At 73.1% G+C, this 20,548-nt stretch carries 20 protein-coding genes; 16 read left to right on the forward strand and 4 right to left on the reverse strand.

The annotated features are described in order from the left end of the window. A complete protein-coding gene (gene hemW, locus EDF38_RS06210; RefSeq protein WP_123354452.1) occupies positions 1–1,227 on the forward strand; it encodes a radical SAM family heme chaperone HemW in 1,227 nt (408 codons plus the stop codon). Between the two features lie 54 nt (positions 1,228–1,281). Here the strand turns inward: hemW and EDF38_RS16370 are convergent, their stop codons facing one another. Beyond that, positions 1,282–1,824, reverse strand: a complete 543-nt coding sequence (locus EDF38_RS16370; protein WP_370275567.1) for a DUF4870 domain-containing protein — start codon at positions 1,822–1,824, stop codon at positions 1,282–1,284. A 258-nt stretch (positions 1,825–2,082) separates the two neighbouring features. Here EDF38_RS16370 and hrcA point away from each other — a divergent pair, with 258 nt between their 5' ends. From hrcA to leuA, 11 genes are all read left to right on the forward strand, one after another. Continuing rightward, on the forward strand, positions 2,083–3,105 hold the full coding sequence (hrcA, locus tag EDF38_RS06220) for a heat-inducible transcriptional repressor HrcA (protein ID WP_123354453.1): 1,023 nt from the start codon (positions 2,083–2,085) through the stop codon (positions 3,103–3,105). Positions 3,106–3,243: 138 nt separating this feature from the next. After that, entirely contained in the window at positions 3,244–4,359 is a 1,116-nt protein-coding gene (gene dnaJ, locus EDF38_RS06225) for a molecular chaperone DnaJ (RefSeq protein WP_123354454.1), read from the forward strand. Between the two features lie 2 nt (positions 4,360–4,361). Beyond that, positions 4,362–5,123, forward strand: a complete 762-nt coding sequence (locus tag EDF38_RS06230) for a 16S rRNA (uracil(1498)-N(3))-methyltransferase (protein ID WP_123354455.1) — start codon at positions 4,362–4,364, stop codon at positions 5,121–5,123. A gap of 47 nt (positions 5,124–5,170) precedes the next feature. Next, the gene (locus EDF38_RS06235; RefSeq protein WP_123355065.1) at positions 5,171–5,578 is read left to right on the forward strand and encodes a histidine triad nucleotide-binding protein; all 408 of its coding nucleotides are present in this window, start codon (positions 5,171–5,173) and stop codon (positions 5,576–5,578) included. Next, positions 5,568–6,602: a PhoH family protein gene (locus EDF38_RS06240; RefSeq protein WP_370275568.1), complete on the forward strand. Its 1,035-nt coding sequence runs from the start codon at positions 5,568–5,570 to the stop codon at positions 6,600–6,602. Before EDF38_RS06235 ends, EDF38_RS06240 begins: the two co-directional genes overlap by 11 nt. Then, entirely contained in the window at positions 6,599–7,060 is a 462-nt protein-coding gene (gene ybeY / locus EDF38_RS06245) for an rRNA maturation RNase YbeY (RefSeq protein WP_123354456.1), read from the forward strand. The genes EDF38_RS06240 and ybeY overlap by 4 nt, the downstream gene beginning before the upstream one ends. A gap of 7 nt (positions 7,061–7,067) precedes the next feature. Beyond that, positions 7,068–8,366 (forward strand): hemolysin family protein, encoded by a 1,299-nt coding sequence (locus EDF38_RS06250; RefSeq protein WP_199734657.1) that lies wholly within the window; start codon positions 7,068–7,070, stop codon positions 8,364–8,366. Positions 8,367–8,409: 43 nt separating this feature from the next. Beyond that, complete coding sequence (gene era / locus EDF38_RS06255; RefSeq protein ID WP_123354458.1) at positions 8,410–9,348, forward strand: GTPase Era; 939 nt, start codon at positions 8,410–8,412, stop codon at positions 9,346–9,348. Positions 9,349–9,440: 92 nt separating this feature from the next. Beyond that, positions 9,441–10,724, forward strand: a complete 1,284-nt coding sequence (locus EDF38_RS06260; protein ID WP_123354459.1) for a sensor histidine kinase — start codon at positions 9,441–9,443, stop codon at positions 10,722–10,724. Next, complete coding sequence (locus EDF38_RS06265; protein ID WP_123354460.1) at positions 10,721–11,431, forward strand: response regulator transcription factor; 711 nt, start codon at positions 10,721–10,723, stop codon at positions 11,429–11,431. The genes EDF38_RS06260 and EDF38_RS06265 overlap by 4 nt, the downstream gene beginning before the upstream one ends. Before the next feature lie 165 nt (positions 11,432–11,596). Continuing rightward, entirely contained in the window at positions 11,597–13,357 is a 1,761-nt protein-coding gene (gene leuA / locus EDF38_RS06270; RefSeq protein WP_123354461.1) for a 2-isopropylmalate synthase, read from the forward strand. Between the two features lie 316 nt (positions 13,358–13,673). On the opposite strand, the gene EDF38_RS06275 is transcribed toward leuA, so the two are convergent. Beyond that, a complete protein-coding gene (locus EDF38_RS06275; protein ID WP_123354462.1) occupies positions 13,674–14,336 on the reverse strand; it encodes a trimeric intracellular cation channel family protein in 663 nt (220 codons plus the stop codon). 34 nt (positions 14,337–14,370) lie between these two features. Here EDF38_RS06275 and recO point away from each other — a divergent pair, with 34 nt between their 5' ends. Both recO and EDF38_RS06285 read left to right on the forward strand, forming a co-directional pair. After that, complete coding sequence (gene recO / locus EDF38_RS06280) at positions 14,371–15,213, forward strand: DNA repair protein RecO (RefSeq protein WP_123354463.1); 843 nt, start codon at positions 14,371–14,373, stop codon at positions 15,211–15,213. Next, positions 15,210–16,007, forward strand: a complete 798-nt coding sequence (locus tag EDF38_RS06285; RefSeq protein WP_123354464.1) for an isoprenyl transferase — start codon at positions 15,210–15,212, stop codon at positions 16,005–16,007. Before recO ends, EDF38_RS06285 begins: the two co-directional genes overlap by 4 nt. Positions 16,008–16,112: 105 nt before the next feature. On the opposite strand, the gene EDF38_RS06290 is transcribed toward EDF38_RS06285, so the two are convergent. Both EDF38_RS06290 and EDF38_RS06295 read right to left on the reverse strand, forming a co-directional pair. Further along, positions 16,113–16,781, reverse strand: a complete 669-nt coding sequence (locus tag EDF38_RS06290) for a hypothetical protein (RefSeq protein ID WP_123354465.1) — start codon at positions 16,779–16,781, stop codon at positions 16,113–16,115. 35 nt (positions 16,782–16,816) lie between these two features. Continuing rightward, positions 16,817–17,770 carry a LysR family transcriptional regulator gene (locus EDF38_RS06295; protein WP_123354466.1) on the reverse strand — a complete coding sequence of 318 codons (954 nt, stop codon included), beginning with the start codon at positions 17,768–17,770 and terminating at the stop codon, positions 16,817–16,819. An 81-nt stretch (positions 17,771–17,851) separates the two neighbouring features. Between EDF38_RS06295 and EDF38_RS06300 the strand changes: the two genes are divergently transcribed. Then, positions 17,852–18,940: an aminotransferase class V-fold PLP-dependent enzyme gene (locus EDF38_RS06300; protein ID WP_123354467.1), complete on the forward strand. Its 1,089-nt coding sequence runs from the start codon at positions 17,852–17,854 to the stop codon at positions 18,938–18,940. 115 nt (positions 18,941–19,055) lie between these two features. Beyond that, positions 19,056–20,441: a glycine--tRNA ligase gene (locus tag EDF38_RS06305; protein ID WP_123354468.1), complete on the forward strand. Its 1,386-nt coding sequence runs from the start codon at positions 19,056–19,058 to the stop codon at positions 20,439–20,441. The last annotated feature ends 107 nt before the right edge of the window (positions 20,442–20,548 follow it).

A 20,548-nucleotide genomic window follows, 5' to 3' on the forward strand; every position in this document is an offset into this window, starting at 1 on the left:
GTGCCGGGAGCCCTCCCGATCGCCGACCCGGCGCCCGCCGACGGCGCCCTGCCGACGTCCGTCGTCGAGGGCGTCGCCGGTCGCGACCTCGGCGTCTACCTGCACGTGCCGTTCTGCCGGGTGCGCTGCGGCTACTGCGACTTCAACACCTACACGGGCGACGAGCTCCGGGGTGCCCGCCGTGACGACTACGCGTCGCAGGCCGTGGCCGAGGTGGCCCTGGCCCAGGGCGTCCTCCGCGACGCGGGCCTGCCCGAGCGAGCCGTGTCGACCGTCTTCTTCGGCGGCGGCACCCCGACGATGCTGCCCGTCGGCGACCTGACGTCGATGCTGCACGCCGTCGTCGACGCCTGGGGCCTCGAGCCGGGCGCCGAGGTCACGACCGAGGCCAACCCCGACAGCGTCGACGCCGAGTACCTCCGGTCGCTCGCCGCCGCGGGCTTCACCCGCGTGAGCTTCGGCATGCAGTCGGCCGTGCCGAGCGTGCTCGCGACCCTCGAGCGGACGCACGACCCCGAGAGGATCCCGCTCGTCGTCGCCTGGGCGCGCGACGCGGGCCTCGACGTCAGCCTCGACCTCATCTACGGCACCCCGGGCGAGACCCTGGACGACTGGCGGCGCTCCCTCGACGTCGCGCTCGAGCAGGAGCCCGACCACCTCTCCGCCTACTCGCTGATCGTCGAGGACGGCACGAAGCTGGCCCGCCAGATCCGCCGCGGCGAGGTGGCACAGCCCGACGACGACACCGCGGCCGACATGTACGAGCTGGCCGACGAGCGCCTGGCCGACGCCGGCTACGACTGGTACGAGGTCAGCAACTGGTCGCGCGGCGTCGAGCACCGCTCCCGCCACAACCTCTCGTACTGGCGCGGCCACGACTGGTGGGGCGTCGGGCCGGGCGCCCACAGCCACGTCGGAGGCGTGCGGTGGTGGAACGTCAAGCACCCGGCCGCCTACGGCCAGCGGATCGTCGCGGGGGAGTCGCCCGGTGCCGGCCGCGAGACCCTCGACGCCGAGACCCGCCGCGTCGAGCGCGTGCTGCTCGCCGTCCGCACGCGGGAGGGCCTGCCGGTCGCCGACCTCGACCCCGAGGGCGCCCGCGAGGTGGCCGGGCTGATCGCGGACGGCTGGATCGAGGGCCGCGACGCGATCGCCGGGTCGATCGTCCTGACGCGGACGGGCCGGCTGATGGCCGACGCCGTCGTCCGCCGACTGCTGCCTGCATGACGCGAGGCGCGCCTCCTGGTCGGAGACGCGCCTCGCGCGGTGGTGGACCGTCGGCTACTGCTTGATGAACTCGATCGTCAGCGGGTACTTGTAGTACTCGCCCTTGTTGGCTGCGACCGCGGCGAGGATCGAGAAGACGACGACCACGATGCCGACGGCGGCGCTGACGAGGTAGCCGACCAGGACGACCCAGAGGATCGCCCCGATGACGCCGGCGATGCCCATCGTGATCTGGAAGTTCAGGGCCACGCGGGTGTGCTCGCGGATGAACGGGCCGCGGTCCTTGAGCACGAGGTAGCCGATCAGCGGCGCGAGGAAGCCGAACAGGATGCCGCCGAGGTGGATGAGGGTCGACCAGAGCTTCTCGTCCTCGGGGCGCATCGGCTGCACGGGCTGCTGGTAGCCGTAGCCCGGCTGGGGCTGCTGCGGCTGGCCGTGCTGGCCCTGCTGGGGCTGGCCGTACGCGGGCTGGCCCTGCTGGGGCTGGCCGTACGCGGGCTGGCCCTGCTGGGGCTGGCCGTAGGGGGGCTGCCCGGGCTGGCCCTGGCCGTCCTTGGCGTACGGGTCGTGCGGCTGCGAGGGAGGGGTGTCGGTCATGTCGTGCTCACCATTCGTCGTCGGTCGGTCTCGGGGACGCCTGCCGCGCCTCCTCGTCGCCGGTCGCGTCCGGGGAGCGACCGGACCGCCTGGTCCGGCGAGCGTCGTGCCGAGCCTAGGGCAGCGGGGTGCGTCGCGAGTAGGCCGCGCGGCGGAGGTGACGTAGCATTGGCAGTCTGGCACGGCGAGTGCCAGCAGGCCCGGGGAGACGCAGGCGGCGTCCGCCCCGCGGTGGTCCGTGCGAGGAGGAGGTGCGCCGTGGTCTCGGAACGAGGTCTCGAGGTGCTCCGCGTCATCGTGCACGACTACGTGGCGTCGCGGGAGCCCGTGGGCTCCCGGTCGATCGTCGAGCGGCACCAGTTCGGCGTCTCGGCGGCGACGATCCGCAACGACATGGCCCTCCTCGAGGAGGAGGAGCTGATCACGGCGCCGCACACGTCGAGCGGCCGCGTGCCGACCGACAAGGGCTACCGGCTCTTCGTCAACCAGCTCGCCGACCTGCGACCGCTCACCGCCGCGCAGCGGCAGGCCATCGAGACCTTCCTCGGCGACTCGGCCGACCTCGACGAGGTGCTCACGCGCACCGTGCGACTGCTCAGCCAGCTGACGAACCAGGTGGCGCTCGTCCAGTACCCCTCCTTCTCGCGGGCCCGGGTGCGGCACGTCGAGCTCGTCAGCCTCGGCGACCGTCGCGTGATGACGGTCCTCATCACCGATACCGGGCAGGTCGAGCAGCGCGTCGTCGACCTGCCGACGCCGGTCGACGAGGCGTTCCTCGGCGAGCTCCGCAGCTCGGTCAACGGGCTCGTCGGCGGGGCCGCCCTGAGCGACGCCGCGGCGGCCCTCGCCGAGCTGCCCGCGCGCTTCCGGCCCGACCTCGCGCCGGTGGTCGGCCCCGTGGCGGCCAGCCTCGTCGAGCAGGTGGCGAGCGGGCGGCAGGAGCGTCTCGTCATGGCCGGCGCCGCGAACCTCGTCCGCACCGAGGACGACTTCAGCGGCAGCCTGTTCCCCGTCCTCGAGGCCATCGAGGAACAGGTCACGCTGCTCCGCCTCTTCGGCGAGATGCAGCTCGACGCCGTCGACGTCGCGGCGAGCATCGGACGCGAGAACGCCTCCTTCGGCCTCTCGCAGACCTCCGTGCTCGCGAGCGGCTACACCTCGTCGGGCAGCGAGGTCGCCCGGCTCGGCGTGCTCGGCCCGATGCGCATGGACTACTCGACGAACATGGCGGCCGTGCGGGCCGTGGCGAGGTACCTCTCGACCCTGCTCGCCGAGCGGTGAGCCCCGACCGGCTGCGCCCGCCCCCGGGCGCGCCCCGGCCCGGCGACGTCGCCGCGCCGCCCCCCTGACCAGACCGACACACGACAGCCCTGCGACCGACGCGGGGCACGGACACCACCAAGAGGCAGACGAGAACCAGTGGCTGATCATTACGACGTGCTCGGGGTCGACCGTCAGGCGACCCCCGACGAGATCAAGAAGGCGTACCGCAGGCTCGCGCGCGAGCTGCACCCCGACGTGAACCCCAGCCCGGAGGCGTCCGAGCGGTTCAAGGACGTCACGCACGCCTACGACGTGCTGAGCGACCCGCAGCAACGCGAGCGCTACGACCTCGGCCCGCAGGCCGGGTTCGGCGGCGGCGGGGGAGGCGCCGCGGGCTTCGGCGACATCTTCGACGCGTTCTTCGGCGGCGGGGGAGGCGGAGGGCAGCGCCAGGGCCCCCGGTCGCGTCGCGAGCGCGGCCAGGACGCGCTGCTGCGCCTCGAGATCGACCTCGACGACGTCGTGTTCGGCACGCAGCGCGACATCGAGGTCGACACGGCCGTCCTCTGCGAGACCTGCAACGGCTCGTGCTGCGCGCCCGGCACGTCGCCCCAGACCTGCGACATCTGCCACGGGTCGGGCCAGATCCAGCGCACCGTCCGCTCGCTGCTCGGCAACGTCATGACGTCGAGCCCGTGCGGCACCTGCCGCGGCTACGGCACGGTCATCCCGAACCCGTGCCCCACCTGCCAGGGCCAGGGCCGGGTCCGCGCCCGCCGCACCATCCCGATCGACATCCCCGCGGGCGTCGACACGGGCCTCCGCCTCCAGCTGCCCGGCCAGGGCGAGGTCGGCCAGGCCGGCGGCCCCAACGGCGACCTCTACCTCGAGGTGAAGGTGCGCCACCACGACGTCTACAGCCGCAACGGCGACGACCTCCTCGCGACGCTCGAGGTGCAGATGGCCGACGCCGTGCTCGGCACCGAGACGACCCTCGAGGGGCTCGACGGGTCGGTCGAGCTCGAGATCAAGCCCGGCACCCAGAGCGCCGACGTCATCACGATCCGCGACCGCGGCGTCACGAAGCTCCGCGGCACGGGCCGGGGCGACCTCAAGATCGGCGTCCAGGTCGTCACGCCGACGAAGCTGAGCCACAAGGAGCGCGAGCTGATGGAGAAGTTCGCGGCCGGCCGCAAGGGCCAGGCGCCCGAGCTGTCGCAGTTCCAGCAGGGCCTCTTCGGCAAGCTGCGCGACCGGTTCCTCAACTTCTGATCGTGGCGCACTTCTACCTGGTCGAGCAGCTCGCCGACACCGCCGTCGGGGCGTCGGTGGTCGTCAGCGGGCCCGAGGCACGGCACGCCGTGACCGTCAGCCGGGTGCGGGTCGGAGACGACCTCACCGTGGGAGACGGGCGCGGGCTCGTCGTGCGCGGCGAGGTCGCCGAGGCCTCCGGCGACCGCCTGGTGCTGGTCGTCGGACAGGTGACCACGCACGAGCGCCCCGCGACCCGGCTCGTGCTCGCGCAGGCGCTCGCCAAGGGCGACCGCGACGAGCTCGCGGTCCAGGCCGCGACGGAGCTCGGCGTCGACGAGGTCGTGCCCTGGGCGGCGGCCCGCAGCATCTCGCGCTGGGAGGGGCCGAAGGTCGCCAAGGGCCTCGCCCGCTGGCGCGCCGTCACGCGGGAGGCCACGAAGCAGTCGGTGCGGCCGTTCGCCCCCGAGGTGGTCGAGCTGTCGACGACGAAGCAGCTCGCGGCGCGGGCCGCCGCGGGCGACCGCGTGCTGGTGCTCGAGCCGACCGCCGCGGCGGCGCTGTCGGACGTCGACCTGTCGCCGGCCGGGGCGACGACCGCGGGAGGCGCCCCCTCCGTCGTCACGGTCGTGGTCGGCCCCGAGGGCGGCGTCTCGCCCGCCGAGCTCGCGCTCCTCTCGGAGGCGGGCGCGACGCCGGTGCGCCTCGGCGACTCGGTGCTGCGGACGTCGACGGCCGGTCCTGCGGCCCTGGCGGTCCTCAGCGTCCGGCTCGGACGCTGGTAGCGGACGGGGCGGGGCCGATGTCGGTGCCCGCCGGTAGCATGGTCGGCATGTCCGCCCCCGACACCACGGCCGCCGAGCCGTCCGTCTTCAGCCGCATCGTGGCGCGCGAGATCCCCGCCGACATCGTCTTCGAGAGCGACGCGGTCATCGCGTTCCGCGACGTCGAGCCCCAGGCGCCCGTGCACCTCCTCGTCGTCCCCAAGACCGAGCGGTGGCGCGACGTCGCCGAGCTCGCGGCAGGCGATCCCGCCCTCCTGGCGGAGGTCGTCGCGACGGCCCGCCGCCTCGCCGGCGACCCCTCCGTCTTCCGCACCGCCGACGGCACGCCCGTCGTCACGGGCGACGGCGAGTTCCGCCTCGTCTTCAACACCGGCCCCTCCGTGGGCCAGACCGTGTTCCACGTCCACGCGCACGTCATGGGCGGACTCCTCCAGGAAGGCTCCCTTGCCCACTAGCGACACCCGGCCCACCGGCCCCCGGCCCGCCGACGGCGAGACCGTCCGCGTCGACCTCACCGTCGACGGCGTGGCCATGGTCCAGCTGCTCGGCCCGCAAGACCGCCTGCTCCGAGCCGTCGAGAAGCAGTACCCCGACGTCCGCGTGCTCGTGCGCGGCAACGAGGTCGCCCTCGAGGGCCCTGTCGCCTCGGTGCAGCGTGCCCGCGGTCTCGTCGACGAGCTCGTCACCATGGTGCGCGGCGGCCACGACCTCGCACCGTCCGAGGTCGAGACGTCGGCGCGGCTGATCGACTCCGGCCAGGCCGCTCCCTCCGACGTCTTCGGGCAGCCGATCGTCGGCAGCCGCGGCAAGTCCGTCCGCGCGAAGACCCTCGGCCAGCGCGAGTACGTCGAGGCGATCGACGCCCACACGATCACGTTCGGCATCGGCCCCGCCGGCACGGGCAAGACCTACCTGGCCATGGCCAAGGCCGTCCAGGCGCTCCAGCGTCGCGAGGTGCAGCGCATCATCCTCACGAGGCCCGCCGTCGAGGCCGGCGAGCGGCTCGGCTTCCTGCCCGGCACGCTCACCGACAAGATCGACCCTTACCTGCGGCCCCTCTACGACGCCCTCAACGAGATGATGGACCCAGAACTCGTCCCGAAGCTCCTGGCCGCCGGCACCGTCGAGGTGGCCCCCCTCGCGTACATGCGCGGTCGCACCCTCAACGACGCCTTCGTGGTCCTCGACGAGGCGCAGAACACGACGCCGGAGCAGATGAAGATGTTCCTCACCCGCCTCGGCTTCGGCTCGAAGATGGTCGTCACGGGAGACGTGACGCAGATCGACCTTCCGACGGGCGCCAGCGGCCTGCAGCTCGTGACGCGCGTGCTCGACGGCATCGACGACATCCACTTCGCCCGGCTCACGAGCGACGACGTCGTCCGCCACACCCTCGTCGGCCGCATCGTCGACGCCTACACGACCTACGACGCCGAACGGCAGGCCCAGCGCTTCGCCCGTCAGGAGGAGGCGCGATGAGCATCGAGGTCGCCAACGAGTCCGGCGTCGAGGTCGACGAGATCGCCCTCCAGCGGCTCGCGACGTTCGCCCTCGACCAGATGCACGTGCACCCCGAGGCCGAGCTCGCCATCGTGCTCGTCGACGAGGCCGCGATGGAGCAGCTGCACGTGCAGTGGATGGACGAGCCCGGCCCGACCGACGTGCTGAGCTTCCCCATGGACGAGCTCCGACCCGGCACCGAGGACGACCCGACGCCCGCCGGGCTGCTCGGCGACATCGTCGTCTGCCCCCAGGTCGCCGTGAGCCAGGCCGCCACGGCGGGGCACACGCCGCTCGACGAGATGCTCCTGCTCACGTGCCACGGCATCCTGCACCTCCTGGGCTTCGACCACGCCGAGCCCGACGACGAGCGCGAGATGTTCGGCCTGCAGCGCGAGATCCTGGCCGCGTTCGCGGCCGCCGACGAGACCCGGTGACCTCGTGATGGTCACCGTGTTCGTCATCGTGGCCGTCGTGCTCGTGGTCCTCGGCGGCCTGCTCGCCGCGGTCGACGCCGCGCTCGGCGTCCTCAGCCGCGGCGACCTCCACGAAGAGGCCGACGCGTCGCCCCGTGCCCGCCGGGCGTTGCTCGCGATCGCCGACGACGTCGGCGCGCACGTCAACGCCGTCAACTTCATGCGCATCGTCGCCGAGACCTCGGCCGCCGTGCTCGTCTCGCTGGCGTTCGCGACCGCCGTCGAGCGCTGGTGGGTGGCCCTCCTCCTCTCGGCCCTGATCATGACGGTCGTGTCCTTCGTGCTCGTGGGCTCGAGCCCTCGCAGCGTCGGCCGCGAGCACGCCCGACAGCTCGTGGTCGTGACCGCGGGGCTCGTGCGCGCCGTCCGGGTCGTCCTCGGCCCCCTGGCCGACGCCCTCGTCGCGCTCGGCAACCGCGTCACGCCGGGCCGGCCGCGCAGCGCGTCGTTCTCGTCGGAGGAGCAGCTGCTCAGCATGGTCGACGAGGCCACCGAGCTCGACGTGCTCGAAGAGGACGACCGCGAGCTGATCCACTCGATCTTCGAGTTCAGCGACACCGTCATCCGCGAGGTGATGATCCCGCGCACCGACATGGTCACCATCGAGTCCACCGCGACGGTCGGGGCGGCGATGAGCCTCTTCCTCGGTCGTGGCGTCTCGCGCGTGCCGGTCGTCGGCCGCGACAACGACGACGTCCTCGGCGTCATCTACCTGCGCGACCTCGCCCGGCGGCTCCACGAGCACGCCGGCGACGACAGCGCGCCCGTCACCCAGCTCGCCCGGCCCGCGGTCTTCGTGCCCGAGTCGAAGAAGGCCGACGACGCGCTGCGCCAGATGCAGCTCGACAAGAACCACCTCGCCATGGTCGTCGACGAGTACGGCGGCATCGCCGGCCTGGTCACCCTCGAAGACCTCATCGAGGAGCTCGTCGGCGACATCAGCGACGAGTACGACCGCACGGTCGCCGCCCACCGCGAGATCTCGGACGGCGTGTTCCGCGTGAGCGCGCGCCTGCCCGTCGACGAGCTCGGCGACCTCTTCGGGCTCGAGCTCGACGACGACGACGTCGACTCGGTCGGCGGCCTCCTGACCAAGCACCTGGGCCGGCTGCCGGAGAAGGGCTCGACCGTCACCGTGTCGGGCCTCGTGCTGACGGCCGACCGCACCGAGGGGCGCCGCCACGACCTGCAGACGGTCCTCGTGCAGCGCGACCCCGAGCTCGCGTCGGCCCAGGCGGCCTTCGCCGAGACCGACCGCGACCACTGACCACCGCCGCCCCCGGGGCGACGACCACGACGAGAGAAGCACCATGACGACCACCGGCGACGACGACCGCACCTCCTCCGCGCCTCCCGCGGGCTCCAGCTACCGGGCGGGCTTCGTCTCGTTCGTGGGGCGGCCGAACGTCGGCAAGTCGACGCTGACGAACGCGCTCGTCGGCGAGAAGGTGGCCATCACGTCGTCGAAGCCGCAGACGACGCGTCGCGCGATCCGCGGCATCGTGCACTCGGCGGCCGGCCAGCTCGTGCTCGTCGACACGCCCGGCATGCATCGTCCGCGCACGCTGCTCGGCGAACGGCTGAACGACGTCGTGCAGACGACCCTCGGCGACGTCGACGTCATCGGGTTCTGCGTGCCGGCCGACGAGAAGATCGGACCGGGCGACAAGTTCATCAACGAGCAGCTCGACGCGTTCCCCCGCGCGAAGAAGGTCGCGATCGTCACGAAGACCGACACGACCTCGCGGCCCGCGGTCGCCGAGCAGCTGCTCGCGGTGAGCCGGCTGCGCGACTGGGAGGCGATCATCCCGCTCTCGGCCGTCGGCGACGTGCAGCTCGACGTGCTCGCCACCGAGCTGCTCAAGCTCATGCCGCTGTCGCAGCCCCTCTACCCGGCCGACGCCGTGACGGAGGAGCTGCTGCAGGACCGGGTCTCGGAGTTCGTCCGCGAGGCCGCCCTCGAGGGCGTGCAGGACGAGCTGCCCCACTCGTTGGCCGTCACCATCGACGACATGATCGAGCGCGACGACAAAGACCTGCTCGAGATCTACGCGAACCTCTTCGTCGAGCGCGACAGCCAGAAGGCCATCGTCATCGGCAAGGGCGGCTCGCGGCTGCGCGAGGTCGGCGAGCGGGCCCGGGCCCAGATCGAGCCGCTCGTCGGCAAGCAGGTCTTCCTGTCGATCCGGGTCAAGGTGGCGAAGGACTGGCAGCGCGACCCGAAGCTGCTGGGCCGACTCGGCTTCTGACGGTCCCTCCCCAGGATGATCCCCGTCCGCCGGAGGTCGTCGGGTCGGCGTCCGGGAGGCGCCCGCGTCGCGCAGGGCCCTACGGTGGTGCGATGAGCTTCCGCCGACTCGCGCCGTACCAGGTCGTCGTCGACCTCGCGGCCGCGGGGCTCCTGGGCCTCGTGGCGGTCGCTTTCGGCGACGGCGGCGGGGCTGCGTCCCTCGTCGTGCTCGGCATGATGGCGGCCCTCGCCCTCCGGCGTGCGGCGCCGGGCCTCGCGCTCACGGTCGCGTGGGTCGTCGCCGTCGGCGAGATGCTGGCCCTCGTGTCGCCGGGCGTCAGCAACCTCGCGGTCTGCGTGGTCCTCTACACGGTCGCCGCCTACGGCTCCGACGTCGCGAAGTGGTGCGGCCTGGCGTCCGTCGTGGTGGGCGCCGCCGTCGGCACGTTCTACGTCTCGACGGTGCAGACGACCCTCTTCGGCATCGACTACAACATCTACAGCCTCCAAGACCTCGTGCGGATCGCCCTCCAGCTGGGAATCACGTTCCTCGGGTTCCTCGCGCTCCTCGGCCTGCCGTGGGCCGCGGGGCTCCTGGCCCGGACGCGGTCGTCGGCGCGGCTGAGCCGCGAGGCCCAGCTCGTCGCCGAGCGAGAGACGGCCCGTGCCGAGAACGAGGTCGCGCGGGTCGAGCGCGAGGCCGCGCGCGCCGAGCGCGACATCGCCGTCGAGCAAGAGCGCAACCGCATCGCGCGCGACATGCACGACGTCGTCGCCCACTCGCTCGCGGTCGTCATCGCCCAGGCCGACGGCGCCCGCTACGCCGCCCGTGCCGACCCGGCCACGGTCGACAGCGCGCTCGTGACGATCGCGTCCACGGCGCGGGAGGCCCTCGGCGACGTGCGGGTGCTCCTCGGCCAGCTCCGCCACAGCCAGGGGGAGGCGCCCCAGCCGGCCCTGGGCGATCTCGACCGCCTGCTCGACCAGATGCGCGCCTCCGGCCTGGACGTCGTCCGCCGAGAGCAGGGCGTCGTCCAGCAGCTCGGCACCAACCGGCAGCTCGCCGTCTTCCGCATCGTGCAGGAGTCGCTGACGAACGTGCTCCGCCACGGGGCGGCGGGCCAGCCCGTCGACCTCCTCTTCGACTGGCAGTACGACGCCCTCCACGTCGTGGTGACGAACATCGTCCGACCGCCGACCGAGCCGCTCGACGTGCGGGTCGCCGCGGAGCTCGGCGGCTCCGACCGGCGCGGCGGCCACGGGCTCGACGGCATGCGCGAACGCGCCACGCTCGCCGGCGGCTCGCTCACCACCCAGAACGCCGACGGCCGCTTCGTGGTCCACGCGATCGTCCCCACCCTCGCCCTCACCCAAGAAGTAGGCATACGCCGATGACCGACGCACCCTCGTACACCCCGCCGACCCGGCCGGCCCCCGCAGCCGTCCGCGTCGCCCTCGTCGACGACCAGGCCCTCTTCCGGGCCGGCATCAAGATGCTCGTCGGGTCCCAGCCCGACCTCGAGTTCGTCGGCGAGGCCAGCAACGGCGAGGAGGGCGTCGCCATGGTCGCCGAGACGCGCCCCGACGTGGTCCTGATGGACATCCGCATGCCGGTCATGGACGGCATCGCCGCGACGACCGCCGTGCTGCAGCAAGCCGAGGCCGCGGCCCGGAAGCCGCCGCGCATCATCGTCCTCACGACCTTCGACCTCGACGAGGCCGCGACGCGCGCGATCCGCGGCGGGGCCAGCGGCTTCGTGCTCAAGGACGCCGACCCCGAGTTCCTCCTCGCGGCCATCCGCACGGTGCACGCGGGCAACGCCGTCATCGCGGCCTCGGCGACGCGCGAGCTGTTCGAGCACTTCGACGCCCGCCGGTCGAGGGCCGCCGCCGTCCCCGAGGCGTTCGGCACCCTCACCTCGCGCGAGCGCGACATCTTCGACCTCGCGGCCCGCGGTCTCAGCAACGCCGAGATCGCCGGCCGGGAGTACCTCAGCGAAGCGACCGTCAAGACGCACATCAGCCGCGTGCTGTCGAAGCTGTCCCTCCGCGACCGTGTCCAGCTCGTGGTCTACGCCTACGAGCACGGGCTCGCCGACTGACGCACCCGGCTCGGGCGGGGTGCTAGCCTCGACGCGTGCTGTGCGGTCTGCTCCTCCTTAGCTGCCGCGACGAGTCCTGACCCAGGCCCCCCCTCGTCGCGGAGTCCGTCGTCGGCCGACACCCCCACCGCGAGCTGCCCCGCCGGGCAGAGGAGACCTGAGACCATGAAGAACGCACAGAAGCCGTCGGCGATGCCGATCCACAAGTACCGCCCGTTCCACGAGCAGATCGTCGTCGACCTGCCCGACCGCACGTGGCCGTCGAAGCGCATCACGGAGGCGCCCCGCTGGTGTGCCGTCGACCTCCGCGACGGCAACCAGGCGCTCATCGACCCGATGAGCCCCGAGCGCAAGCGCATCATGTTCGACCTGCTCGTCGGCATGGGCTACAAAGAGATCGAGGTCGGGTTCCCGAGCGCCTCGCAGACCGACTTCGACTTCGTCCGCAGCCTCATCGACGAGGGCGCCATCCCCGACGACGTCACCATCCAGGTGCTGACCCAGGCCCGCGAGCACCTCATCGCCCGCACCTACGAGTCGATCGCGGGGGCGAAGCAGGCCATCGTCCACCTCTACAACTCGACGAGCGTCCTGCAGCGCGAGGTGGTCTTCCGCACCGACCGGCAGGGCATCGTCGACATCGCCCTCGAGGGGGTGCGCCTCTGCCGCCGGTACGAGGCCACCATCCCCGAGACGCAGGTCTTCTACGAGTACTCGCCCGAGAGCTACACGGGGACCGAGCTCGACTTCGCCCTCGAGATCTGCGACCGGGTCGTCGAGGCCTTCTACGCGACGCCGGAACGCCCGGTGATCCTGAACCTGCCCGCCACCGTCGAGATGGCGACCCCGAACGTCTACGCCGACTCGATCGAGTGGATGCACCGTCACCTCGCCCGCCGCGACAGCGTCGTGCTGTCGCTGCACCCGCACAACGACCGCGGCACCGGCATCGCCGCCGCCGAGCTGGGCTACCTCGCCGGGGCCGACCGCATCGAGGGGTGCCTGTTCGGCAACGGCGAGCGCACCGGCAACGTCGACCTCGTCGCGCTGGGCATCAACCTCTTCACGCAGGGCATCGACCCGCAGATCGACTTCAGCGACCTCGACATGGTCAAGCGCACCGCCGAGCACTGCAACCAGCTGCCCGTCCACGAGCGCAGCCCCTGGGCCGGCGACCTCGTCTACACGGCGTTCTCCGGCTCGCACCAGGACGCCATCAAGAAGGGCTTCGAGGCCATGGCGGCCACGGCCGCGTCGCGCGGCGTCGCCGTCGACGACCTCGAGTGGGCGGTGCCGTACCTGCCCGTCGACCCGAAAGACCTGGGTCGCAGCTACGAGGCCGTCATCCGCGTCAACTCGCAGTCGGGCAAGGGCGGCGTCGCGTACCTGCTGAAGGCCGACCACGCCATCGACCTGCCGCGCAAGCTCCAGATCGAGTTCAGCGGGGTCGTGCAGTCGCGCACCGACGTCGAGGGCGGCGAGATGACGAGCGCGCACATCTGGTCGATCTTCCGCGACGAGTACCTGCCGGCCGACGACGCCGCCGAGAAGTGGGGCCGCTTCGAGCTGACCCGCACGAGCACGTCGAGCGACATGAGCGGCGAGACGCACCTCGACGTCGAGCTGCGCGTCGGGGACGACCGTGAGACCACGACCGGCACGGGCACGGGCCCGATCGCCGCGTTCCTCGCCGTCCTGGCGGCGCACGGCGTCGAGGTCAAGCTCTACGACTTCGTCGAGCACACCCTCAGCGCGAGCGGGGACGCGCAGGCCGCCGCGTACGTCGACCTCGACGTCGACGGCACGCGCCTGTGGGGCGTCGGCATCGACGCCGACAGCTCGACGGCGTCCCTCCGCGCGATCGTGTCGGCCGTCAACCGCGCCATCCGGCAGCAGGCTCCCGACCGGGAGCTCGCCGCCGTCTGACGCCCCGGCCGGGGCCGCTCGGTCTCCGGTCGGCGGGCCCCGGTCACTGACCACCCCCGGCCGGGCCGCCCGGCCATCGGCCGATCGGCGCCGCCCGTCGACCACACCCGGCCGGTCGGCAACTCCTGCTCGAGTGCGACCTCCGCGCCGGGACGCGTCTGCGGTCGCACGAACGCAGGAGTTGCCGACGTCGCAGTGCCGTGGTCGGGGCAGGGGCCGGGCGGCAGCGGGGCAGGGGCCGGGCGCCAGCGGGGCCGGGCGGCAGCGGGGCCGGGCGGCAGCGGGCCGCGACCGAGGCTGGGCCGCGGGCGCAGCGTCAGCGGGGCCGCCGCCAGCGCGGCAGCCGACTGAGGGCGCGCTGCTCCGGCAGCGTCCACCCGAAGCGCACCGCCAGCAGCCGCACGACGAGGGTGACCGACGTGCCGACGACCGCCGCGACGGCGACCGGCGTGCCGAACGAGGCGAGCACGACGAGCACGACGGTGCCCGAGGCCGCCGCGATGGCATAGAGCGACCCGACGTGCATCATCGCGATCGTGAGGTTCATGAGCAGGTCGCGGAGCACCGACCCGCCGACGGCCGAGATCACCCCGACGAACACGGCCGGGATCTCGGGGATGCCGAGCGACAGCGCCTTCGTCGACCCGATGGCCCCGAAGAGCCCGATGGTGAGGGCGTCGAGCACGGTGATGAGCCCGGCCAGACGATGGAAGACCCGCTGCAGCGCCATGCCCGCCAGGGCCGCGCCGACGGCGACGACGAGGTACCAGTTGTCGCTCATCATCCGCGGCACCTGTCCGAGCAGCACGTCGCGGAGGATGCCCCCGCCGAGCCCGGTCGCGATGCCGATGATGGCGACGCCGAGCAGGTCGAGCCGGCGGTCCTTGAACTCCGACGCGAACATCGCCCCCTGCAGGCTGCCGACGCCGACGGCCAGGAGATCGGCCCAGAGGGGGATGGCGAGGGCCGTGGCGTGCATCCGACGTTTGTACCACGCGTGGGATGCTGGGGGAGTGCCTGTCTACCGCGACGAATGCGTCGTCCTCCGCACCCACAAGCTGGGCGAGGCCGACCGCATCCTCACGATGCTCAGCCGCGAGCACGGCAAGATCCGGGCCGTCGCGAAGGGCGTCCGCCGCACCGGCTCGAAGTTCGGCGCGCGGCTCGAGCCGATGATGGTCGCCGACCTCCAGCTCTACGAGGGCCGGTCCCTCGACATCGTGCAGCAGGCCGAGTCCCTCGGCTCCTACGGGGCCATGATCGCCTCCGACTACGCCAGCTACACGGCGGGCAGCGTCATGGTCGAGACCGCCGACAAGCTCACCGACGCGGAGGCCGGCCTGCAGCAGTACCTCCTCCTCGTCGGGGCGCTCCGGTCCCTGTCCCGCCGCGAGCACGACCCGCAGCTGACGCTCGACTCGTACCTGCTCCGTGCCCTGAGCGTCGCCGGCTGGTCGCCCAGCTTCGGGGACTGCGCGGTGACGGGTGCACCCGGGCCGCACTCGGCCTTCGTCGTCCAGCTGGGCGGGGTGGTGGCCGACTCGCACGCGCCTCCGGGAGCCCCGCGCCTGGCCCCGCAGACGCTCGGCCTGCTCGCGGCCCTGCTGACCGGAGACTGGCCGACCGCCGAGGCCGCCGACGAGAGCACCCGCAACCAGGCCAGCGGCGTGGTCGCCGCCTACACGCAGTGGCACCTCGAGCGCGGGCTGCGCTCCATGCAGCACCTCGACCGCGAGCCGGGCCGCCCGTTCCGCGTGCCGGGGACCCCGTCGCCCGAGGCGCTCGCCCAGGCCGGGGAGGCGCGCCCCGCCACCCGAGGCGCGCACCCCGCCGCCCCCACCGGAGGAACCCCGTGAAGAAGACCCACCGCGACGCGGTCGACTACCGCCCCCTCGACTGGACGGGCCTCTACCCGCCCGAGCTGCCCGCCGCCGCCGTGCCCGAGCACGTCGCCATCGTCATGGACGGCAACGGCCGCTGGGCCAACGGCCGCGGCCTCACCCGCGTCGAGGGCCACAAGGCGGGCGAGGCGAGCCTCCTCGACGTGGTCGCGGGGGCCGTGCAGCTCGGCGTGAAGCACCTCAGCGTCTACGCGTTCTCGACCGAGAACTGGAAGCGCTCGCCCGACGAGGTGCGCTTCCTCATGGGCTTCAACCGCGACGTGCTGCACCGCCGTCGAGACCAGCTGAACGCCTGGGGCGTGCGCGTCCGCTGGGCCGGCCGCAAGCCGCGCCTCTGGGGCTCCGTCATCAAGGAGCTGCAGTTCGCCGAGGAGCTGACCCGCGACAACGACGTCCTCACCCTCACCATGTGCGTCAACTACGGCGGCCGCACCGAGATCGCCGACGCGGTGCGCGCCATCGCCGACGACGTCGCCGCGGGCCGCCTCAAGCCCTCGGGCGTCAGCGAGAAGCTCATCCAGAAGCACCTCTACGCGCCCGACCTGCCCGACGTCGACCTCTTCGTCCGAAGCTCGGGAGAGCAGCGCACGAGCAACTTCATGCTCTGGCAGTCGGCCTACGCCGAGATGGTCTTCCTCGACCGGCTCTGGCCCGACTTCACCCGTGAGGACCTCTGGCAGGCCGTCACGACCTACGCCCGCCGCACCCGGCGCTTCGGCGGCGCCGTCGACGCGCCCACCCCGGGCTGACCCGGCGACGACCGACCCCACGCCCCGAGGAGGCGCGGGCCGCCACGACCCCGGCGGTCCCGTCGCCGAGGCTCCGCCCCCTCCCGCGCCGCGGGGCCCGCCGCGTCAGAACTGGACGTTCGCCCCGAGGAAGATCCTCTCGGCCGGCCAGAGGAACTGCAGCGTCAACGGTCCGTCGGAGGCCCGGTGGAACCACGCGTTGCCGAACACGGCCTGCTCGCCGGGCAGCAGGTACCAGGTGGCCTCGTCGGCCGGGAAGCTCGACTCGAGCGACGTCGAGTACCCGAGCCCGGTCAGCAGGTCGCGGCCGGCGAAGACGTCCTGCGTCGCGAGGGCGTTGCCGTACGACGAGTAGTCGGCGCTGAGGTCGGTGAGGTCCAGTCGTCGCTGCGACGCGTTCGAGAGCACGTAGGCGGTGGCCTCCACGCTCGTGCCGGCGGGGTACGGGTCGGTGCCGTCGGGACGGGCGTAGATCGAGGGCGCCGTCGTCGTGATCTGCCCCACGCTGTAGACGTAGATGGTCAGGTCTTTGTAGTTGACCTGGTTGAGCAACGTGCCGCCCGGCACGAGCGCATCCGGAGACGTGCCGAGGCCGCCGGCGTCGGGACCGCCCGTCACCTGCGGCTGCGGGACGGCCGTCGAGCCTCCGCTCGCCGACGACCCGGGGTCGGACCCGTCGGCCGGCTGCAGGGTGCTCAGGTCGGGGAAGCACGCGGTCAACGCGAACAGGCCGGCCGCCGCGAGGGCGACGGACGCGAGGAGTCTTCTGCGCACGGGGCGGGGCACCTTCCGGGAGTGGTCCGGTCAGCCTAGCCCGCGCCTCCGACGCTCACGGGGGAGAGGCCGTGCCGGTCGGCGTCGACGGCGGCGACCGCGTCGGTCAGCACGCGCACGCTCGGCACCCGCGCCGCGCCGCGCCGGTGCACCACGCCGATGACCCGCGACAGCGCGGCCGGCAGCGGCACGAGCCGCACCCCCGGCGGCACCGCCGCGGCCTGCAGCGACAGCTGCGGCAGCAGGGCCACGCCGAGCCCGGCCGCGACGAGGCCGACGACGGCCAGGGCGTTGTCGGTCTCGAGCACGACGTCGGGCCGGAAGCCCGCACCGGTGCACGTCGCGAGCAGGTGGCCTCGGCACCGGGGACAGCCGCCGATCCAACGCTCGTCGGCCAGCGTCGCGAAGTCGTCGCCCGGCCCGAACGCGTGGTCGTCGGGCACGACGAGCAGCGTCGGGTCGACGAAGAGCGCCCGCTCGCGGAGCGCCGGGCCGGGCGCCTCGGCGTCGGCCGAGAGCTCCTGTCCCGCGTGGCGGAAGGTGAGCGCCGCGTCGGCCGAGCCGTCGCGCACGAGCCGCAGCGCCTCCGGGGGCTCGACCTCGACGTAGTCGACGCGCAGCCCGGGATGGCCGGCCCGGACGGCCGACAGCACCGCCGGCACGATCGTCGAGGAGGCGCTCGGGAAGCCGGCCAGGCGCACCCGCCCCGACGTCGCCCCGCCCAGGTGGTCGAGCTCCTGCCGCGCGGCGTCGAGGGCGGCCTGCACGTGCACGGCGTGCTCGGCGAGGCGTCGACCGGCCTCCGTGAGGGCGACCCCGCGGCCCGACCGCAGCACGAGCGGATGGCCGACCCGCGCCTCCGCCCGGCGGAGGTGCTGGCTGACCGCGGGCTGGCTGTAGCCGAGCAGGGCGGCCGCGGCCGTGATCGTGCCCGTGTCGGCGACGGCGCGCACGACGCGGAGGGTCAGCAGGTCGACGTCGTCGGTCATGCCGCGACCATAACGCAGCGTTATGGGTCCGAGGCGACATCGGTGGTTGTCCGTCGGTCGCGGCGGCAGCACGCTGGGGTGATGACGTCGACCACGAGCCCCCTCGTCGCCCCTCCCGCCGGACGGCTGAGGGTCGCCGACCTCGCCGACGAGTTCCCGCGCGGCACGGGCTACCTCGCCGCCTGCACCATGGGCCTGCCGATGCGCCGCACGCTCGAGGCGCAGGTCGACGACCTCGAGCGGTGGCGCACCGGATCGCGCTCTCCCGTCGACTACGGAGCCCTCGTCGAGGAGGCGCGGGCCGCCTACGCGCGCCTGGTCGCCGTCCCGACGTCCCACGTCGCGATCGCGGCGCAGACGTCGGCGATGGTCGCGGTGGTCGCGGCCGCCGTGCCGGACGGGGCCGAGGTGCTCTGCGTCGACGGCGACTTCAGCTCGATGGTGTTCCCGTTCGTCGTCCAGGCCCACCGCGGCGTGACCGTGCGGAGCGTGCCCCTGGCCCGGCTCGCCGAGAGCGTCGGGCCGAGCACGTGGGTCGTGGCCTGGTCGGCGGTGCAGTCGGCGACGGGCGCGGTCGCCGACGAGGCCGCCGTGCTGGCCGCCGCGGCCCGGCACGGCGCCCTCACCCTCTGCGACACGACCCAGGCGGCGGGCGTGCTGCCGGTCGACGCGTCTCGCTCGGACGTCACGGTCTGCCACGCCTACAAGTGGCTCTGCTCGCCGCGCGGCGCTGCCTTCATGACCCTGTCCGACCGTGCCCGCGCCCTGCTCCGCCCCGTGCAGGCCGGCTGGTACGCGGGCGACTCGGTCTGGGCCTCCTGCTACGGGCCCGCCATGGAGCTCGCCCCCGACGCGCGGGCCTTCGACGTCAGCCCCGCCTGGCAGGCCTGGGCCGGCGCCCTGCCCGCGCTCGAGGCGTTCGCCGCGCTCGACATGGGGGAGGCGTGGAGCCACGCCACGACGCTCGGCGACGACCTCTGTCGCCGACTCGGCCTCCCCGAGCAGCACCAGGCCGTGGTCACCTGGCCCGACGCCTCGGGCGCCGACGCGGCGGCGCTGACCGCCGCGGGGCTCACGGTCTCGGGCCGCGCGGGCCGGGTGCGGGTGGCCTTCCACCTCTGGAACGACGAGGCCGACGTGGCCGCGGCGGGGGACGCGCTGGGACGCTGACCGACGGCGGCGCCGGGGACGGGCCGCGCCTCCCGCGGTGGCTCGGCGGCTAGAGTCGTCGGGTACCTCGACCGACCGGGCACCCAGCTCGGCCCGACCCTCTGGAGCATCACACGTGGCAGCACCCAACCGTCTCGATTCCGTCATCGCCCTGGCCAAGCGCCGAGGCTTCGTCTTCCAGTCGGGAGAGATCTACGGCGGATCGCGGTCGGCGTGGGACTACGGGCCCCTCGGCGTCGCGCTGAAGGAGAACATCAAGCGCCAGTGGTGGCAGACCATGGTGCAGGGCCGCGACGACGTCGTCGGGCTCGACTCGGCCGTCATCCTCCCGCGCCAGGTGTGGGAGGCCTCCGGGCACGTCGAGGTCTTCAGCGACCCGCTCGTCGAGTCGCTGCACACGCACAAGCGCTACCGCGCCGACCACCTGCTCGAGGCGTACGAGGCCAAGCACGGCCACCCGCCCGAGAACGGCCTGGCCGACGTGCGCGACCCCGACACCGGCCAGCCCGGCTCGTGGACCGAGCCGCAGAACTTCTCGGGCCTGCTGAAGACCTTCCTCGGGCCGGTCGACAACGAGCAGGGCATGGCGTATCTCCGCCCCGAGACGGCGCAGGGCATCTTCACGAACTTCGACAACGTCCTGCAGTCGTCGCGCATCAAGCCGCCGTTCGGCATCGGCCAGATCGGCAAGAGCTTCCGCAACGAGATCACGCCCGGCAACTTCATCTTCCGCACGCGGGAGTTCGAGCAGATGGAGATGGAGTTCTTCGTCGAGCCCGGCAGCGACGAAGAGTGGCACCAGTACTGGATCGACGCGCGCTACCAGTGGTACGTCGACCTCGGCATCGACCCCGAGAACCTGCGCCTCTACGAGCACGCGGCCGAGAAGCTCTCGCACTACTCGAAGCGCACCGTCGACATCGAGTACCGGTTCCGCTTCGCGGGCGGCGAGTTCGGCGAGCTCGAGGGCATCGCCAACCGCACCGACTACGACCTCAAGACCCACGCCGCCGCCTCCGGCAAGGACCTGTCGTACTTCGACCAGGCCAAGAACGAGCGGTGGACCCCGTACGTCATCGAGCCCGCGGCCGGCCTCACCCGCTCGCTGATGGCCTTCCTCGTCGACGCGTACACCGAGGACGAGGCGCCGAACGCGAAGGGCGGCGTCGACAAGCGCACGGTGCTGAAGCTCGACCGTCGCCTCGCGCCCATCAAGGTCGCGGTGCTGCCGCTGAGCCGCAACGAGCAGCTGTCGCCGATGGCGCGCGGGCTCGCGGCGGACCTCCGCAAGTACTGGAACATCGACTTCGACGACGCCGGCGCCATCGGTCGCCGGTACCGACGCCAGGACGAGATCGGCACGCCGTTCTGCGTCACCGTCGACTTCGACTCGCTCGAGGACGACGCCGTGACCGTTCGCGAGCGCGACACGATGGCGCAGGAGCGCATGCCGCTCGCGGCGCTGCGCGGGTACCTGGCCGAGCAGCTGCTCGGCGCGTAGCGGCACCGGAGGCGCGGAGGCGCGGAGGGCGCGGGCGGAGGCTCGCGCCTTCCGCCGTGCCCGGCGCCGCCCCTCGCCGGCTCGAGGCCGCCGGCCCGCCGCCGCCG

The organism is Frigoribacterium sp. PhB160 (genome assembly GCF_003751785.1).
Taxonomy (GTDB): Bacteria; Actinomycetota; Actinomycetes; order Actinomycetales; family Microbacteriaceae; genus Frigoribacterium.

Coding starts and splice junctions, on each gene's coding strand:
- EDF38_RS16370 (WP_370275567.1), bottom strand. CDS start 1,824: ATGACCGACACCCCTCCCTCGCAGCCGCACGACCCGTACGCCAAGGAC.
- EDF38_RS06235 (WP_123355065.1), top strand. CDS start 5,171: ATGTCCGCCCCCGACACCACGGCCGCCGAGCCGTCCGTCTTCAGCCGC.
- ybeY (WP_123354456.1), top strand. CDS start 6,599: ATGAGCATCGAGGTCGCCAACGAGTCCGGCGTCGAGGTCGACGAGATC.
- EDF38_RS06250 (WP_199734657.1), top strand. CDS start 7,068: ATGGTCACCGTGTTCGTCATCGTGGCCGTCGTGCTCGTGGTCCTCGGC.
- era (WP_123354458.1), top strand. CDS start 8,410: ATGACGACCACCGGCGACGACGACCGCACCTCCTCCGCGCCTCCCGCG.
- EDF38_RS06260 (WP_123354459.1), top strand. CDS start 9,441: ATGAGCTTCCGCCGACTCGCGCCGTACCAGGTCGTCGTCGACCTCGCG.
- EDF38_RS06265 (WP_123354460.1), top strand. CDS start 10,721: ATGACCGACGCACCCTCGTACACCCCGCCGACCCGGCCGGCCCCCGCA.
- leuA (WP_123354461.1), top strand. CDS start 11,597: ATGAAGAACGCACAGAAGCCGTCGGCGATGCCGATCCACAAGTACCGC.
- EDF38_RS06275 (WP_123354462.1), bottom strand. CDS start 14,336: ATGCACGCCACGGCCCTCGCCATCCCCCTCTGGGCCGATCTCCTGGCC.
- EDF38_RS06295 (WP_123354466.1), bottom strand. CDS start 17,770: ATGACCGACGACGTCGACCTGCTGACCCTCCGCGTCGTGCGCGCCGTC.
- EDF38_RS06300 (WP_123354467.1), top strand. CDS start 17,852: ATGACGTCGACCACGAGCCCCCTCGTCGCCCCTCCCGCCGGACGGCTG.